Raw genomic sequence first — 16,213 nt, 5'->3', positions numbered from 1 at the left:
CGAGTTCAGGCCTTGCCAAACCCGCCCGGCGTCGGCGTCGTCAGGATGACGGCGTCGCCGGCGTCGAGCACGGTCTGGTCGCAGGCCTTCAGCGTCTCGACGCTGCCGTCCTGGCGGCGGACCTTGGTCGAGCCGACCTCGCCGTCACCGCCGCCATCGAGGCCTTGCGGCGGGCGGTTGCGGTGCGAGGACAGTATGGCGCATTCCATCTTTTCGAGGAAACGGATCGTCCGCCTGGTGCCGTCACCGGCATCCCATTTGCCTTTGCCGCCGGAGCCCTCGCGAATGTGAAAATCCTCGAGCAAAACGGGAAAGCGCAGTTCCAGCACCTCCGGGTCGGTCAGGCGCGAATTGGTCATGTGGGTGTGGACGCCGGATGTGCCGGCAAAGCCGCGGCCGGAGTTCATCCGGCCTGCCGGCGAGCCGGAGCAGATGGTCTCGTAATACTGGTACTGCTTGTTGCCGAAGGTCAGGTTGTTCATCGTGCCTTGCGCATTGGCCATGGCACCCATGGCGCCGAACAGCGCGTTGGTGACGTGCTGCGAGGTCTCGACATTGCCGGCGACGACAGCGGCGGGGTAGGCCGGCTTCAGCATCGAGCCGTCGGGGATGATGATGTTGATCGGCCGCAGGCAGCCGGCATTCATCGGGATCAAGTCCTCGACCATGACACGGAAGGCATAGAGCACGGCTGCACGGGCGACGGGCTCCGGCGCATTGAAATTGTTCTTCTCGACCTTCGACGTTCCGGTGAAGTCCACGGTCGCCTCGCGCTTTTGCCGATCGACGGTAATCTTCACCTTGATCACCTGGCCGGTGTCGGTCGGGTATTCGTACTCAGAACTATCGGGCAGCCGCTCCAGCACGCGGCGCACGCTTTCGGCGGCGTTGTCCTGGACATGGCCCATATAGGCTTCGACGACGTCGAGGCCGAAATGGCCGACCATCTTGCGTAATTCCGCCACGCCCTTTTCGTTCGCGGCGATCTGCGCCTTGAGATCGGCGATGTTCTGGTGCGGATTGCGGGCGGGGTAGGGGTGGTCGGTGAGCAGCGTTTGCAACTCCGTCTCGCGGAATTTTCCACGATCGACAACGCGGAAATTGTCGAACAGCACGCCTTCCTCGTCGACTGTGGTGGCAAGCGGCGTCATCGAGCCGGGGGCAGTGCCGCCGATATCGGCATGATGGCCGCGCGAGGCTACGTAGAAGATTACTTCCTCCCCCCTTGAGGGGGAGGTGGCGGCGGAGCCGCCGGAGGGGGTCGTTGCGGCAGTGCTCGACGCTCTTGTGGTGCCTTCTGAGAGGACCCCACCCGGCCGCTGCGCGGCCACCCTCCCCTCAAGGGGGAGGGAAAACACCGGCGTCACCACGGTGATATCAGGCAAATGCGTGCCGCCATTATAGGGGGCGTTCAGCGCAAAGACGTCGCCGGGATGGATGTCGCCGGAGTTCAGCCGGATGATGGTTTCGACCGAGCGGTCCATGGAGCCGAGATGCACCGGCATGTGCGGCGCGTTGGCGACCAGCGCGCCATGACGGTCGAAGACGGCGCAGGAAAAGTCCAGCCTTTCCTTGATGTTGACGGAATAGGCGGTGTTCTGCAGCGTGACGCCCATCTGCTCGGCGATCGACATGAAGAGGTTGTTGAAGACCTCCAGCATCACCGGATCGGCTTCGGTACCGAGGGCAGCCGTGCGAACTTTCCGTTCCGTGCGGCGAATGACGACGTGATTGAGGTTGGTGATTTCGGCCTGCCAGCCCGGCTCGACGACGATGGTCTGGTTCGGCTCGATGATCAAAGCGGGGCCTGGGACCAGATTGGATGGGCGCAGGTTTTCGCGGCGATGGATGCCGGCCTCATGCCAGCGGCCCTCGGTGTAGATGCGCCGCGTTCCCGACGCACCCGCTTCAACCATTGCCGGTCCGGCGGGCGCAACGGCTTCGGCCGTGGTCTCGACGATCTCGGCGCCTTCCACGCCAACGGTCTCGACGATCATCGGCTTGTCGTCATAGACGAAACCGAACTGCGCCTTGTGGGCCAATTCGAAATCGCGCCTGGCCTGGAAGATAGAGTCCTGTTCGAAATTCACCGGCAGCGTGGTGTCGGTGCCGTCATAGCGGATGTGCAGCACCGGCTTTGCCGCAATCTTGTCCTGCGCAATGCCTTGCGCTGCCAATTCGGCGATGACGGCTTTTTTCAACGTGCCGATGAGGCTGCCGATCTCGGTCCTGGATTCTTCGGCAAGCGGCTTCAGGAGTGCCTGCTGGCGCGACGCGAAAACCGACGACAGGCCGATACCATAGGCTGAGAGCAGACCGGAGAAGGGGTGGATCAGTACCGCCTCCATGCCGAGCGCGTCGGCAACCAGGCAGGCATGCTGGCCGCCGGCGCCGCCAAAACAGTTCAAGAGATATTCGGTGACATCGTAGCCGCGCTGCACGGAAATCTTCTTGATGGCGTTTGCCATGTTTTCCACCGCGATGGTAACGAACCCTTCGGCGACGGCTTCCGGCGTGCGGCCATCGCCGATTTCGGCGGCGAGCGCCGCGAATTTTTTATGCACGGCGGCGACGTCCAGCGGCTGGTCCTGGCCTGGGCCGAAAATTGCCGGGAAGAAATCGGGCTGCAGCTTGCCCAGCATGACATTGGCGTCGGTGACGGCAAGCGGGCCGCCGCGCCGGTAGGCGGCGGGGCCGGGATTGGCGCCGGCGGAATCCGGCCCGGCGCGGAAGCGGCCGGCTTCGTAATGCAGGATCGAGCCGCCGCCGGCAGCGACGGTATGGATGCGCATCATCGGCGCACGGATGCGCACGCCGGCAACCTCGGTGTCGAAGGCGCGCTCATACTCGCCGTCAAAATGGGCGACATCGGTGGAGGTGCCGCCCATGTCGAAGCCGATGACTTTCTCGAAACCGGCGAGTTTCGCCGTTTCGACCATGCCGACGACACCGCCGGCCGGGCCGGACAGCAGCGCGTCCTTGCCCTGAAACATGTCGGCGGCGGTGAGCCCGCCCGACGACATCATGAACATCAGGCGAGGGTTCTCCCTCCCCCTCGAGGGGAGGGTGGCGGCGAAGCCGCCGGGTGGGGTCGCCGCGGCAGTGCTCGACGCTTTGGTGGTGCCTCCTGAGAGAACCCCCCCTGTCGGCTTTGCCGACTGCCCTTCGCTATGGCTCCGGGCGTTCGTCGCTGAAAAAGCCAAATCGTCGGCTTTTTCTCGGCCTTTGGCCGACCGCTCCTCACCCTCCACAAGTGGGGAGATTGGCATCGCGCCCAGTTCTCCCGCCACCCTTTGCACATAGCGCGACAGGATCGGCGACAGATAGGCATCGACCACGGTAGTGTCGCCGCGGCCGACCAGCTTGATCAGCGGCGAGACCTCATGGCTGACCGAGACTTGGCTGAACCCGATCTTGCGGCAGACTTTCGCCACCGCCTTCTCGTGGTCGGGATATTTCCAGGCATGCATGAAGACGATGGCCACCGCATCGATGCCGTCGGCCTTCGCCTGTTCGATGGCGGGCCGGCAGGCGGCGATGTCGAGCAAGCGCTCGACCTCGCCATTGGCGCGCACACGCTCGTCGATCTCGATGACTCGCTCGTAGAGCTGTTCCGGAAGGATGATCTCCTTGGCGAAGATGTCCGGCCGCGCCTGATAGGCGATCTTCAGCGCATCGCGAAAGCCCTTGGTGATGAGCAAAAGCACACGGTCGCCCTTGCGCTCCAGCAGCGCATTCGTGGCAACGGTGGTACCCATCTTGACGTCACCGACCAGGCCCGGAGGAATAGCGGTGCCGGATTTCAGCCCCAGAAGCTCGCGGATGCCGGCTATGGCCGCGTCGGGATAGGCTTCGGGATTTTCCGACAGGAATTTCCTGGGATGCAAACCGCCTTGCGGATCACGTCCGATCACGTCGGTGAAGGTGCCGCCGCGGTCGATCCAAAAATCCCATTTCTTGTCCACGCAGAACTCCGGCATTGCATTTGGGTCCAGACTGTTAGTTCGGCATCGCCCGGCCCGCAATCGGTAGTGCGCGGATGTTACATCAGGAAACGCAACGTTACGAAACTCATGGCCGTTTGATGCATTTTGCCTTCGACCGTTCACCGCAACGTGAGCGTGTGTTGAAGGAGAGATGTCATGAAAAAGCTCATTCTTGCTTCCGTTTCCGCCCTGGCCCTGTTCGGCGTTGCCGCCTGCAGCGACAGCGGTACGGATAACACCACCACCCAGAGCACCAATCCGCCAGCCGCCGAGCCCATGAAGCCGGCGACGCCGGATGCACCGAAGCCTGCAGAACCGGCTCCGGCAACACCTGCTCCTGCCCCCGCGCAGTAGCAGCAGTCTCGGTCACTTTGACGTGACGAGAGAGGAGGCCGGCTTCGCGCCGGCCTTCCTGCGTTTAGGTCGATTCGGGGCTCAAGGGTCTTGAACCGGCTCTTTCCTACGGTTTGGGATCTGGCGCGTCGGTTGCTTGCGTGAATTCGATCCACTCTGCGGCGCTGTCTTGGCTTGATAGCGATGGCCGGCGGCCCTAATAAGCGCTCATGTCGATTTGGGATCGCCTCGGCGACTTCATCAACCGCGTTTCATCTTCAGCCACGTCCGGCGTAGCCGATGTGGTCGAGGCCGTGCGCACGGTTTTCTCCGGTGACGCCGATCTGCGCCGGCGCGTCGCCTTCTCTGTGGCGATGATTGCGCTGTCAGCCAAGATGGCCAAGGCCGATGGCATCGTCACCCAGGACGAGGTTCGCGCGTTCCAGGAAATATTCGAGGTGCCGCGAGAACAGACCCGCAATGTGGCGCGGCTTTACGATCTGGCCAAGCGCGACGTCGCCGGGTTCGAGACCTATGCCGAGAGTATGGCGCAGATGTGCGGCTCGGGCCATTCGAACTGCGTCATGCTGGAAGACATACTCGACGGTCTGTTCCATATCGCCAAGGCGGACGGGCTGGTGCATGAGCGCGAAGGGATTTTCCTGCACCGTATTGCCGAGATTTTCCGCATCGACGAGGTGCACTACGAGGCCATCCTGGCCAGGCACGTCAATCTCGGCGCCGGCGATCCCTATATCGTGCTCGGCATTGAGCGCGGGAAACCGTTCGAGGAGGTCAGGAAGCGATACCGCAAGCTGGTCTCCGACAATCATCCGGACCGGCTGATCGCGCGCGGCCTGCCGCAGGAATTCATCAAGATTGCAACGACCAGGGTCGCGGCGATCAACGCGGCCTATGAAATGATCGAGCGGGGCCTCAGGCACGCATGAGCGGCTTCCCGCCCGACGAGCCAAGCGCGGAGGTCAGGGTATCGCCGAATTTCGGCCCGCGGCGCGAAACCCTCAGGCCCGACATGATCGTGCTGCACTATACCGGCATGGCGACTGGTGCTGCCGCGGAAGCCTGGTTGTGCGACCCCGCAAGCGAAGTCTCGTCGCACTACCTCGTCCATGAGGACGGTCGCATTATCCAGATGGTGCGCGAAAGCGACCGCGCCTGGCATGCCGGTGCAAGTTCCTGGTTCGGGCGTACCGACATCAACTCCTGTTCGGTCGGCATCGAAATCGTCAATCCCGGCCATTCGCTCGGCTATTCGGCCTTTCCCAAGCGGCAGGTGGAAGCGGTGATCGGGCTTTGCCTTGGTATCATCGAACGCCATTGCATTTCGGCGCAAAGGGTGCTTGCCCATTCCGACATAGCGCCGGGGCGCAAGATCGACCCGGGCGAGAAATTCCCCTGGAAGGCGCTGTTTGCGGCCGGGGTCGGCCATCTCGTGCCTGCGGCGCCGGTCCGGCGCGGCGCGGTGCTGAAAGCCGGCGATACCGGCGCCGAGGTCGAGACACTGCAGTCGATGCTGGCGCTCTATGGCTATGGCGTCGAGATATCAGGTGTCTTCGACCGCCAGACCGAAATCGTCGTCGAAGCTTTTCAACGGCATTTCCGACCGCGCCTGGTGGATGGTGTCGCCGACGGCTCTACGTCTAGCACGCTGCAAAGCCTGCTGACTTCCCTTAGGTCAGTTGCGTCTAAATAATCGTTTCCTGATATTCAAGTTACAGCCTGTCACTGAAAGTGAATTGCCTCGCCTTGTTCGACACAAATTCCGCCCTCAAAGGCAGTTCGTGCAAGTTATCGGACCTCCAGCCCCCCGGATGCTCCGATATTGATTAGGCGTTGCTGCGTGAAGATCTTCGCGCGGCCAAACAGAACGGGACCACATGCAGAAATTGACCGTTGTAACGGCAGCTATTGCTGCCGGCGTAATGACTTTTACCTTCAGCACGGCCGATGCCGCACCACTGAGCCAGAGGGCAGACCAGGGCTTCATCGCCGCACCCGCCAAAGCCACCATGACGAAGGCAAACCCGAAAGCAAAAAGGGCAACCACCGCGAATGTGCGCAAAGCAGCCGTGGTGAAGGCCAGAAAAGCCACGGCCAAGAGGCATTTTAAGCGCAACAGGAAGAGCGTCGACCTGACGACGACCGCATCGATCCGCCCAAGCACCGCTGCGGAGTCGACTGCGGCAGCCGCGCTTGGCGGCCAGTATTCGGCAATCATTGCCCGCTATGCCGCGGCCGAAGGCGTGCCGGTGTCGCTGGCCCAGGCGGTCATCAAGATCGAGAGCAACTACCGGCCGAACATCGTCGGCAGCGCGGGTGAAATCGGCCTGATGCAGATCAAGCCGGCAACGGCGCGGATGATGGGGTATAGCGGCTCCGCCAAGGGTCTGTTCGATCCCGACACCAACATCAAATACGGCATGAAGTACCTTGCCATGGCGCGCAATCTCGGCGGCGGCACCACCTGCGGCACGATCCTGAAATACAATGCCGGCCATGCCGCGACGCGGATGAACCCGGTGTCGGCGGCCTATTGCGGCAAGGTCAAGGTGCAGTTGGCGGCATTGGGATCGCCGGCATAAAGTCTGCTTTTTCATTTGCGTTTTGGAACGTGAACCCCTTTATACGCTGTGCCAGCTGGCCGGGCGGCCGCACCCGCAAAGCCGAAAGGCTGCGGGTGAGGAAAGTCCGGGCTCCATGGAGACACGGTGCCGGTTAATGGCCGGCGGGGGCGACCCCAGGGAAAGTGCCACAGAAAGCAAACCGCCCCGATTTATCGGGGCAAGGGTGAAAGGGTGGGGTAAGAGCCCACCGCGCGACTGGCAACAGGAGCGGCACGGTAAACCCCACCGGGAGCAAGACCGAATAGGGACGGTGCGAGGGGAAACCTTCGAGGGCTGTTTCCGGCTCACCGTCCGGGTAGGTTGCGTGAGGCGCATGGCAACATGCGCCCAAGATGAATGGCCGCCACGTTCTCGCCCCGAAAGGGGCGAGGGCCATACAAAACCCGGCTTACAGGCCAGCTGGCAATTTCTCCCCATATCGCGATTAATCCTTTGGGATCAGCAGTCTGCGCCTTCGGGCGCAGCTGACGATTCAGGTGCTTGAGCGATTGAATCAACTGCACCGGGTGGGTCGAGACAAACGCATTCTTGAAGCTGGTACGATTTAATCGTACCATGATCGTCGTGGTTTGATCAGGAGCACGCCATGGGTCATGTCGACAAACGCAGCATCACGCTTTCGCCGGAACTGGCGGCGGCGGTCGACGATGTCGTGGCCGCCGGCGAATATGCCTCGGCCAGCGAAGTCATCCGTGATGCGCTGCGGCAATGGAAAGACCGCCGCGATCTGCTCGGCTATACGGTCGAGGAACTGCGCAGGCTGGTTCAGGAGGGGATCGACAGCGGACCGGCGGTGGACGGCCAGCCCTTCATGGACCGGCTGCGAGCCAAATATCACAGGATGTCGGAAGCTGCAGGCTCGGAAGAGTGAAATATCGGCTGCTTCCTCAGGCGATATCAGATGTCGAAGGCATCGGTGACTACATTGCGGAACATAGCCCAAAGGGAGCCATGCGCCTTGTGGACGCTTTGGAGAGGCGCTGGACACTGCTCACCTTGCACCCGTTCTCAGGTGCGCCGCGCGATGATATCGCGCCCGGCATTCGTCATCTGATCGTCGGCGAATATGTCACTCTGTATCGCATGGGCGAAGACGCGATCGAGATCGTCCGCGTTTTGCACGGCAGGCGCGATATTGGCGCCGACGACTTGGTGACCTAACCGCCAGCTCAGATGCCGATCTTGTCCAGCGATGCCTCGATCGCCTGCCAGAGTTCTTCCACCGGCTCGCAGCCCACCGACAGGCGCACGAAGCCGGGCGGAACCGAATCTCCTCGCTTGGCCCGCCGCTCGGCGGAGGTGTGGACACCCCCGAACGACGTTGCCGCCTGCATCAGCGTGCAGTTGTTGATGAAATCCTCGGCCTTTTCCTGGGAGAGGAGTTCGAAGGACATGAGGAAGCCGAAGCGCTCCATCTGCGCCCGGGCGAGGTTGTGCGACGGGTCGCCCTCCAGCCCGGGGTAGCGCAAGCCGCTAACGGCGCGATGGTTTTTCAGGCGCTTCGCGATCACCTCGGCAGAAGAACACATGCGGTCGAAGCGTACCTCCAGCGTCTCCAGGCCGCGATGCACCAGCCAAGCCTCGAACGGGCCGGGAATGCCGCCCGCGGTCTCGCGCCAGCCGGTGACGGCCGCGATGATATCTGGATTGCGGCTGGCGACATGGCCGAACAGCACGTCGGAATGCCCATTGGCCGCCTTGGTGTCGGCAGCAACGACAATGTCGGCGCCGAGATCGAGCGGGCGCTGGCCGAACGGCGTCATCGTGGTGTTGTCGACGACGACGATCGCGCCCGCTTGGTGCGCGGCCTCGGTGACGGCTGTAATGTCGCAAATGTCCAATCGCGGATTTGACGGGGTTTCAACGTAGACAAGGCGGTAGCCGCCGAAGCCGCCATCGAGGAATGTAGCTGTCGGCCGCAGATCATAGGCGACGCCGAAGGGCTTGAGGAAGCGTTCCGCCAGCGCCCGTGTGGCATGGTAGCCGTCCGAAGGCAAAAGCACGCGGTCGCCGGATTTCAACAGGCCGAAAAACACCGCCGAGATTGCCGCCATTCCGGATGGGAAGCCGACGCATGGCGCGTCTTCGAGATGCGCCAGCATGTGCTCGACTGCATCCCAGGTGGCGTTGCTGTAGCGGCCGTACTGGCTGTAGCCGGCGCCGTCGCCCGGGTTGTGGAAAATAGCGGCCATGGTCAGCGCCAATGGGATGGGGTCGCCTTTGGCAAGTCCGTCGCGCCGCAGATGGGCAAGGGAGGCCGCGCGGGACCTTGCTGTTTCGGACATGGATTTCTGACCTTGTTGCTCAGCGAAAAGACTGACGACGCTATTCGCGGCAGTGATGCGCGGCAAGCCGCTTCCGCTTGGGCCAGCCCGCTCTAAACGGTTCGTTAGGCTTAATGGGAGATAAAGACGGGAGTGTTGTCAGAGCTGCTCTCACCGGTTGTGGCGCGCGCGTTTGTGAAGCCTGTTCCCGTTGACGCCCATAGTGCCCCATGATATCCCATTTCGATACCAAAGCCTTCGTTCCGCGTCAGGGTAAAGCGTACGCCAATCGGGCAGCCGCGGCGGCTGTGCGTTTGCGGGGTTTTGCCGCTGGGACCGAAGCGGATTTTCGGCAGGGGACGCGCTTCGGCGCGGACGAAAACATGGAGAGGGGTGCGGCGGCGGAAGCGGCTGCAGCGTGTCATGGACCGGTTTCTGTCAAGCGCGGTGAACAGGATCGATGCGAAGGGGCGGGTCTCCGTTCCGGCGCATTTCCGCGCTGTCGTGCAGAAACGCGGCTATTCGGAGCTCTACGCGCTGCGCGGACTGGACGTGCCTGCGATGGACGTCGGCGGCCTCGATCTGCTCGACCGCTACGAACAGCGCATCGCGCTGGAAGACCCTTTTTTGCAGACGGCGGACGATATGTCGTTCTTCTGCCATGGCGACGGGACGTTCCTGAAGCTCGATCAGGATGGCCGCATCACGATGAGCGATTTCATCCGCGAGCATACGGGCATCACGAGCGAAGTGGCCTTTGTCGGCCGTGGCAATTTCTTTCAAGTTTGGGAGCCTGGACGGCTGGCCGCCTATGGGGCGCAGGCGCGCGCTCGGCTTTTGCAGCTTCGGCAGGGGACGAAGGCTCACGAGGCCAAGGCTGGGGAGCGGCCGGAATGATGGCGGATCACGGCGATGATCTCAGCGCCGTTGGCGGACCGGTCCGCCACATTCCGGTCCTCCTCGCCGAAGTGCTGGAGGCGCTCTCACCCAAAGCCGGCGATGTGATCGTCGACGGCACGTTTGGCGCCGGCGGCTACACCAAGGCGATCCTGGCGAGCGGCGCCTCGGTGGTGGCGATCGATCGCGATCCCGATGCGATTGCCGCCGGGCGCGGCCTGGAACAGCAATCCGGCGGCAGGCTAAGGCTGGTGCAGGCGCCATTTTCGACGCTGGACGAGCAGGTCGAAAGCGCCGACGGCGTTGTCCTCGACATCGGCATTTCCTCCATGCAGGTCGACCAGCCCGAGCGCGGCTTTTCGTTCCGCACGGACGGGCCGCTCGACATGCGCATGGCGCAGGCGGGTTTGAGTGCTGCCGACGTCGTCAATTCGTTCAAGATAGGCGACCTTGCCCGCATCTTCGGCTTCCTCGGCGAAGAGCGTAACGCCGGGCGCATTGCCCGCATGATCGAGAGCCGCCGCGAAAAACGGTTGTTTGAGCGTACGCTTGATCTCGCCGACGCCATCGAGACGCATATCGGCCGCGCGCCGAAAGACAAGATCCATCCGGCCACCCGCGTCTTCCAGGCGCTGCGCATTTTCGTCAATGACGAGCTGGGCGAATTGGCCAAAGCCCTAATGGCATCCGAGCGGGTATTGAAGCCCGGCGGGCGGCTTGCCGTGGTGACGTTCCACTCGCTGGAAGACCGCATCGTCAAGCGCTTCATCGCCGACCGCGCCGATGTCGCCACCGGCTCACGTCATTTGCCTGAGGCGCACGTGCGCACCGCGACCTTCAGCAAGGCTGGTGGCGGCGTGACGGCAGGCGATGCCGAAGTCGCTGCCAATCCGCGGGCGCGCTCGGCCAGGCTGCGTGCCGCCATCCGCACCGAGGCGCCGGCGCGCGCCGGTGATCTCACCATTTTCGGCCTTCCAAAGCTTCCCGGCATCCAGGCGCCGCGAGAGAGGTGAATACGTGTTTCGAACCAGCGACATAGTCCTGATCGCCGTCATGGTCTCGGCCGCGGCCCTGACCTACAAGGCCAAGCGCGAGGCCGAGGAACAGCTGGCTTCGGTGCAGAAGATCGAGGCGCAGATCCGCTATGAGGAGGACACGATCGACCTGCTCAAGGCCGACTGGAGCCTGCTGACCCAGCCGTCGCGCCTGCAGAAGCTGGCTGAAATCTACAAATCGCAGCTCGCACTCGAGCCGGTCAATGCGCGGCAGATCGTCGGGCTCGACGACCTGCCGGCAAAACCGCTCAACATCGAGGACCTGTCGTCGCAACGGCTTGGCGGCATGGCCGACAATTCCGGCAAAGGACCAGCCGACAAGGATCCCGTGGTCACCGGAGCCATCGTCCAATGATCGCTGGATTTCCAATGCGCGCCAAACTTCCGTCGGTCGGCAAATTGCTGAAGCGCCGCGCACGGACCGGCGAGGACGGCTCCATCGTGGTCGAAGGCGCTCGCAAGGCGACCGGCGGCAAGGCCAAGACCCGCATCGTGATGACGATGGCGGTGTTCTTCGGCATCTATTCGACCATCGCCGGGCGGCTGGTCTATCTCGGTTTCCAGTCCCCCGACATGTCGAATGGGCCGCAAAGCCGGGTGACGGCGTCGCGTCCCGACATCGTCGACCGCAACGGCGAGGTGCTGGCGACCGACATCAAGACGGCATCGCTGTTTGCCGAGCCGCGCCGCATCGTCGATGCCGACGAGGCGATCGAAAAGCTGTCGACCATTCTGCCAGATATCGACCCCGAGCAGACCTATCACAAGCTGAAGAGCGGCGCCGGCTTCGTCTGGCTGCAGCGGCAGCTGACGCCCAAGCAGCAGGCCGACATCATGCAGCTCGGCATTCCCGGAATCGGCTTTCGCACCGAAAAGCGCCGCTTCTATCCTGCCGGCGTGACCTCGTCCTACATTGTCGGCCTCACCAACATCGACAATCAGGGCATCTCCGGCATGGAGAAGTACATTGACGAGCAGGGCCTGAGCGACCTGCAGGCCTCAGGCTTGGCGATCGCCAAGGATCTGAAGCCGGTTCAGCTGTCGATCGACCTGCGCGTCCAGCATGTGGTGCGCGACGAGATTGCCGCCGGCCTCGAGCGCTATCGCGCCATGGGCGCCGGCGCCGTCGTGCTCAACATCAAGACCGGCGAAGTGGTGGCGATGGCCTCGGTGCCGGATTTCGATCCGAACAATCCCTTCAATGCGCAGGACAAGGACCGCCTGAACCGCATGTCGGCCGGCCTCTACGAGATGGGCTCGACCTTCAAGAGCTTTACCTCGGCCATGGCGCTCGATTCCGGCAAGGCGAACATGAACAGCCGTTTCGACGCCTCGCACCCAATCCGGGTCGGCCATCAGGCCATCCACGATTTCCACGGCAAGAACCGCGTGCTGTCATTGCCGGAGGTGTTCCTTTACTCCTCCAATATCGGATCGGCCCGTGAGGCCGAAATGGTCGGCATCGAGGGGCACCGCGAATTCCTGCATCGCCTTGGCCTTCTGGACAGGATGCAGACCGAACTGCCTGAAGTCGCCCGCCCGACCGAACCGAAGGTCTGGAAGCAGGTCAACTCCTTCACCATCGCCTTCGGCCATGGCGTGTCGACGACGCCGCTGCAGGCGGCCGTCGGCTGCGCGGCGCTGATGCAGGGCTACCTGATCCCGCCGACTTTCCTGGTCCGCAGCGAGCAGGATGCCATGGCGGTGGCCAAGAGAGTGGTCAGCGAAAAGACTGTGGAGGGCATGCGCTACCTCTACACGCTCAATGCTGAGAAAGGCTCGGCCAGAAACGCCAGGGCCCCCGGCTACCGCGTTGGCGGCAAGACCGGAACCGCCGAGAAGGTGATCAATGGCCGCTACTCGAAGGAACTGAATTTCAACACCTTCGTCGCCGCCTTCCCGATGGACGATCCGCAGTATCTGGTGTTTACGATCGCTGACGCTCCGCACCCGGAAAAGCCCGGAATGACCGACGTCGCCGCCAACAATGCGGGTGTCATGGCCGGAAACATCATCAGGCGGGCAGCCGCCATGCTTGGCGTGAAGCCAGATTTCAGCCATGAAAATGGCGCAACGCTGGTTTCCTATCAGTGATTCTTAGGGCGCGCCGGCAACTGCGCGCCATTTTGTTGAGATAAACGGGGTTCGATGCACCTGAGAGATTTAGCCGGTATCCTGCCTGTCGAGGGAACATCTTCCCGCGATGTGGAGGTAACCGGGATTTCGTCGGATTCCCGCACGGTCAAGACCGGCGTGGTCTTTTTCGCGCTCGCCGGCAGCAAGGCGGATGGTTCGGCCTATGCCGCCGATGCGGCAAAGCGCGGCGCAGCGGCGGTCGTCGTTGGCAACGCCAGCGCCGTTTCCGGCCTGTCCGTCCCGGTGCTCAGCGTCGACGACCCACGCCTGGCGCTGGCGCTGAGCGCGGCACGTTTCTTCGGCAGCCAGCCGGAGACCATGGTCGCGGTTACCGGCACCGCAGGCAAGACCTCGGTCGCCGCCTTCATCCGGCAGATCTGGGAGCAGGCCGGCTTTGCCGCCGCGTCCATTGGCACCACCGGCGTGGTGGCGCCGGGCCGCAACGACTACGGTTCGTTGACCACACCCGATCCAGTGGCTTTGCACCAGTTGCTCAAGGAATTGGCGGAGGCCGGCGTCACCCACGCCTCGATGGAGGCTTCCAGCCATGGTCTCGACCAGCGCCGCCTTGATGGCGTCAAGCTCGCCGCGGGCGGTTTCACCAATCTCGGCCGCGACCATATGGACTATCATCCGACGGTCGAGGACTACCATCGCGCCAAATTGCGCCTGTTCGACACGCTGCTGCCGAAAGGCGCGCCGGCGGTCATCTTTGCCGACGATCCGTGGTCGGCGCCGACCATCCAGGCTGCGCAGGCCGCCGGGCTCAAGGTGCTGACGGTCGGCCGCCATGGCGATTTCCTGCGCCTGAAGCGGGTCGAGCACGAGCGCCACCGCCAGCGCGCCGAGGTCGAAGCCGACGGCGTGCTCTACGAGATCGACCTGCCGCTCGCAGGTGACTTCCAGATCGCCAATGCCCTGGTTTCGGCCGGGCTGGCCATTTCCACTGGAACGCCGGTCGCCAAAGCCTTGATGGCATTGGAGAAACTTCAGGGGGCACCGGGACGGCTCGACCTTGTCGGCGCCACCGCCAATGGCGCGCCCGTCTATGTCGACTATGCCCACAAGCCGGATGCGCTGAAAAATGTGCTGGCCGCCGTGCGCCCGTTCACCACCGGCCGCGTCATCGTCGTGTTCGGCTGCGGCGGCGACCGCGACCGGGGCAAGCGGCCGATCATGGGCGAGATCGCCACGCGGCTCGCCGATGTCGTCATCGTCACCGACGACAATCCGCGCTCGGAAGTGCCGGAAACGATCCGTGCCGCGATCCTGGCAGCCGCACCCGGCGCCATTGAAATCGGCGACCGCCGCAAGGCGATCCACGAAGCGGTCGCCATGCTCAAAGCGGGCGATACGCTGATCGTTGCCGGCAAGGGCCATGAAGAGGGCCAGACCATCGGCGCCGAGACATTTCCGTTCTCCGACCACGAAGAAGTCCGCTCGGCGCTGCGGGAGCGGGCCGCATGAGCGTGCTCTGGACTTCCGAGGCGCTGGTCGACGCCATGGGCGGTCGGCCGCTCGGGCCGATGCCGGAGGGAATTTCGGGGATCTCGATCGACAGCCGCAGCCTGCAGCCGGGCGACGCCTTCTTCGCCATCAAGGGCGAGGCGATGGACGGCCATGACTTCGCGACCGCGGCGATCAAGGCCGGCGCCGGCGTGCTGATCGTTGCCGAGGGCAAGTTGCCGTCGCTCGGGCGGCTGACGGCGCCGATGATCGTCGTGCAGGATGTGCTGGCAGCACTGGAGAAACTCGGTGTTGCCGCCCGCGCCCGGTCCAATGCAAAGATCATCGCGGTGACAGGATCGGCCGGCAAGACCACCACGAAGGAGGCGCTGCGTCATGTGCTGTCGGCCGTCGGCACGGTGCATGCTTCGGCGCAGTCCTTCAACAATCATTGGGGCGTGCCGCTGACGCTGGCGCGCATGCCCGGCGATTGCGACTATGCGGTGTTCGAGATCGGCATGAACCATCCCGGCGAGATCCGGCCGTTAGTCAAGATGGTCCGGCCACATGTGGCCATCGTCACGATGATCGCCGCGGCGCATCTTGGCTTCTTTAGAAATCTCGACGAGATCGCCAAGGCCAAGGCCGAGATTTTTGAAGGCATCGAGCCCGGCGGTGCGGCCTTGCTCAACCGCGACGATGCGCGATGGAAGCTGCTCGACAAGATGGCGCGGGCCGCCGGCGTCGAACATGTCTTTGGCTTCGGTGAGAATGCACGGTCGACCTACAAGCTGACCAAATGCGAGCTGCATGCCGATCATTCCGACATCACCGCCAGGATCGGCGGGCAGGATGTCGTTGCCCGGATCGGCGCGCCCGGCCGCCACATGGTGCAGAATGTGCTCGCCGTTCTTGGCGCGGCGCATCTCGTTGAAGCCGACATCGCAAAGGTGGCGGAAGCGCTGGCCGATCTCTCCGCCGAGCGTGGCCGTGGGAAGCGCCATGTGCTTCGCCATCCCAAGGGACCGATCACACTGATCGACGAGAGCTACAACGCCAATCCGGCCTCGATGGCTGCCGCCATGGCACTGCTCAACGCGACGCCTGTCACGGGCGAGGGCCGGCGCATCGCCGTGCTCGGCGACATGCTCGAACTCGGCGACCATTCGGCCAAGCTGCATGCAGCCCTGGCCGAACTGATCGTCGGGACCGGCACGCACACGGTCTTTCTCGGCGGCCCGGAAATGCGGGCGCTGGCAGACATCCTGCCCGACGAGATCAAAACGGAATACCGCGCCGGCGCCGAGGAATTGAAGCCGCTGCTGTTGTCGACGCTGGAGGCAGGCGACGTGGTGATGATCAAATCGTCGAAAGGCATCGGCTTTTCAAAGCTGGTCGAGGCCTTGCTCGGCAAATATCCGGCGGAAGCCGCAGGCACGAAACAGAACTAG

General features: G+C 63.3%; 14 protein-coding genes and 1 other RNA gene. 13 read left to right on the top strand and 2 right to left on the bottom strand.

The window, feature by feature from the left end; all coding sequences use genetic code 11:
- Window positions 1-5: 5 nt before the first annotated feature.
- Window positions 6-3,965: a hydantoinase B/oxoprolinase family protein gene (locus tag NKI32_RS17885; protein ID WP_353003082.1), complete on the bottom strand. Its 3,960-nt coding sequence runs from the start codon at window positions 3,963-3,965 to the stop codon at window positions 6-8.
- Window positions 3,966-4,142: 177 nt separating this feature from the next.
- On the opposite strand from NKI32_RS17885, the gene NKI32_RS17880 reads away from it, so the two are divergent.
- The 7 genes from NKI32_RS17880 (at window position 4,143) to NKI32_RS17850 (ending at window position 8,125) form a co-directional block, all read left to right on the top strand.
- Window positions 4,143-4,340: a hypothetical protein gene (locus NKI32_RS17880; RefSeq protein ID WP_023668260.1), complete on the top strand. Its 198-nt coding sequence runs from the start codon at window positions 4,143-4,145 to the stop codon at window positions 4,338-4,340.
- Window positions 4,341-4,549: 209 nt separating this feature from the next.
- On the top strand, window positions 4,550-5,269 hold the full coding sequence (locus NKI32_RS17875) for a J domain-containing protein (RefSeq protein WP_023744594.1): 720 nt from the start codon (window positions 4,550-4,552) through the stop codon (window positions 5,267-5,269).
- A complete protein-coding gene (locus NKI32_RS17870) occupies window positions 5,266-6,033 on the top strand; it encodes an N-acetylmuramoyl-L-alanine amidase (protein WP_023753535.1) in 768 nt (255 codons plus the stop codon). Before NKI32_RS17875 ends, NKI32_RS17870 begins: the two co-directional genes overlap by 4 nt.
- Window positions 6,034-6,217: 184 nt before the next feature.
- A complete protein-coding gene (locus NKI32_RS17865; protein ID WP_023744596.1) occupies window positions 6,218-6,922 on the top strand; it encodes a lytic transglycosylase domain-containing protein in 705 nt (234 codons plus the stop codon).
- Window positions 6,923-6,973: 51 nt separating this feature from the next.
- Window positions 6,974-7,371: RNase P RNA component class A (gene rnpB / locus NKI32_RS17860), an RNA gene on the top strand.
- 179 nt (window positions 7,372-7,550) lie between these two features.
- A complete protein-coding gene (locus NKI32_RS17855; protein WP_023668264.1) occupies window positions 7,551-7,835 on the top strand; it encodes a type II toxin-antitoxin system ParD family antitoxin in 285 nt (94 codons plus the stop codon).
- A complete protein-coding gene (locus tag NKI32_RS17850; protein ID WP_023668265.1) occupies window positions 7,832-8,125 on the top strand; it encodes a type II toxin-antitoxin system RelE/ParE family toxin in 294 nt (97 codons plus the stop codon). Before NKI32_RS17855 ends, NKI32_RS17850 begins: the two co-directional genes overlap by 4 nt.
- Before the next feature lie 8 nt (window positions 8,126-8,133).
- On the opposite strand, the gene NKI32_RS17845 is transcribed toward NKI32_RS17850, so the two are convergent.
- Complete coding sequence (locus tag NKI32_RS17845; RefSeq protein ID WP_353003081.1) at window positions 8,134-9,249, bottom strand: cystathionine gamma-lyase; 1,116 nt, start codon at window positions 9,247-9,249, stop codon at window positions 8,134-8,136.
- A 402-nt stretch (window positions 9,250-9,651) separates the two neighbouring features.
- On the opposite strand from NKI32_RS17845, the gene mraZ reads away from it, so the two are divergent.
- Genes mraZ through NKI32_RS17815 form a run of 6 tightly spaced genes read left to right on the top strand, consistent with a single transcriptional unit; the run spans window position 9,652 to window position 16,213 of the window.
- Window positions 9,652-10,125: a division/cell wall cluster transcriptional repressor MraZ gene (mraZ, locus tag NKI32_RS17840; RefSeq protein ID WP_023682144.1), complete on the top strand. Its 474-nt coding sequence runs from the start codon at window positions 9,652-9,654 to the stop codon at window positions 10,123-10,125.
- Entirely contained in the window at window positions 10,122-11,138 is a 1,017-nt protein-coding gene (gene rsmH / locus NKI32_RS17835) for a 16S rRNA (cytosine(1402)-N(4))-methyltransferase RsmH (RefSeq protein WP_353003080.1), read from the top strand. Before mraZ ends, rsmH begins: the two co-directional genes overlap by 4 nt.
- A gap of 4 nt (window positions 11,139-11,142) precedes the next feature.
- Window positions 11,143-11,535 (top strand): cell division protein FtsL, encoded by a 393-nt coding sequence (gene ftsL / locus NKI32_RS17830; RefSeq protein ID WP_023682142.1) that lies wholly within the window; start codon window positions 11,143-11,145, stop codon window positions 11,533-11,535.
- A gap of 14 nt (window positions 11,536-11,549) precedes the next feature.
- Window positions 11,550-13,274, top strand: coding sequence for a peptidoglycan D,D-transpeptidase FtsI family protein (locus NKI32_RS17825; RefSeq protein WP_023682141.1), 1,725 nt, complete (start codon window positions 11,550-11,552; stop codon window positions 13,272-13,274).
- Window positions 13,275-13,328: 54 nt separating this feature from the next.
- Window positions 13,329-14,783 (top strand): UDP-N-acetylmuramoyl-L-alanyl-D-glutamate--2,6-diaminopimelate ligase, encoded by a 1,455-nt coding sequence (locus NKI32_RS17820; protein ID WP_353003079.1) that lies wholly within the window; start codon window positions 13,329-13,331, stop codon window positions 14,781-14,783.
- A complete protein-coding gene (locus tag NKI32_RS17815; protein WP_352513478.1) occupies window positions 14,780-16,213 on the top strand; it encodes a UDP-N-acetylmuramoylalanyl-D-glutamyl-2,6-diaminopimelate--D-alanyl-D-alanine ligase in 1,434 nt (477 codons plus the stop codon). Before NKI32_RS17820 ends, NKI32_RS17815 begins: the two co-directional genes overlap by 4 nt.

It is taken from the genome of Mesorhizobium sp. M0761, from assembly GCF_040320205.1.
Lineage (GTDB): Bacteria > Pseudomonadota > Alphaproteobacteria > Rhizobiales > Rhizobiaceae > Mesorhizobium.
The sequence above is the reverse complement of the archived record's forward strand: the minus strand, read 5'-3'. Positions and strand labels throughout refer to the sequence as shown.

Bases quoted from the DNA above. Each gene is read 5' to 3' on its own strand.
- NKI32_RS17855 (WP_023668264.1), top strand. From the start codon at position 7,551: ATGGGTCATGTCGACAAACGCAGCATCACGCTTTCGCCGGAACTGGCG.
- rsmH (WP_353003080.1), top strand. From the start codon at position 10,122: ATGATGGCGGATCACGGCGATGATCTCAGCGCCGTTGGCGGACCGGTC.
- NKI32_RS17825 (WP_023682141.1), top strand. From the start codon at position 11,550: ATGCGCGCCAAACTTCCGTCGGTCGGCAAATTGCTGAAGCGCCGCGCA.
- NKI32_RS17845 (WP_353003081.1), bottom strand. From the start codon at position 9,249: ATGTCCGAAACAGCAAGGTCCCGCGCGGCCTCCCTTGCCCATCTGCGG.
- NKI32_RS17865 (WP_023744596.1), top strand. From the start codon at position 6,218: ATGCAGAAATTGACCGTTGTAACGGCAGCTATTGCTGCCGGCGTAATG.
- mraZ (WP_023682144.1), top strand. From the start codon at position 9,652: ATGGACCGGTTTCTGTCAAGCGCGGTGAACAGGATCGATGCGAAGGGG.
- NKI32_RS17820 (WP_353003079.1), top strand. From the start codon at position 13,329: ATGCACCTGAGAGATTTAGCCGGTATCCTGCCTGTCGAGGGAACATCT.
- NKI32_RS17875 (WP_023744594.1), top strand. From the start codon at position 4,550: ATGTCGATTTGGGATCGCCTCGGCGACTTCATCAACCGCGTTTCATCT.
- NKI32_RS17880 (WP_023668260.1), top strand. From the start codon at position 4,143: ATGAAAAAGCTCATTCTTGCTTCCGTTTCCGCCCTGGCCCTGTTCGGC.
- NKI32_RS17815 (WP_352513478.1), top strand. From the start codon at position 14,780: ATGAGCGTGCTCTGGACTTCCGAGGCGCTGGTCGACGCCATGGGCGGT.
- NKI32_RS17870 (WP_023753535.1), top strand. From the start codon at position 5,266: ATGAGCGGCTTCCCGCCCGACGAGCCAAGCGCGGAGGTCAGGGTATCG.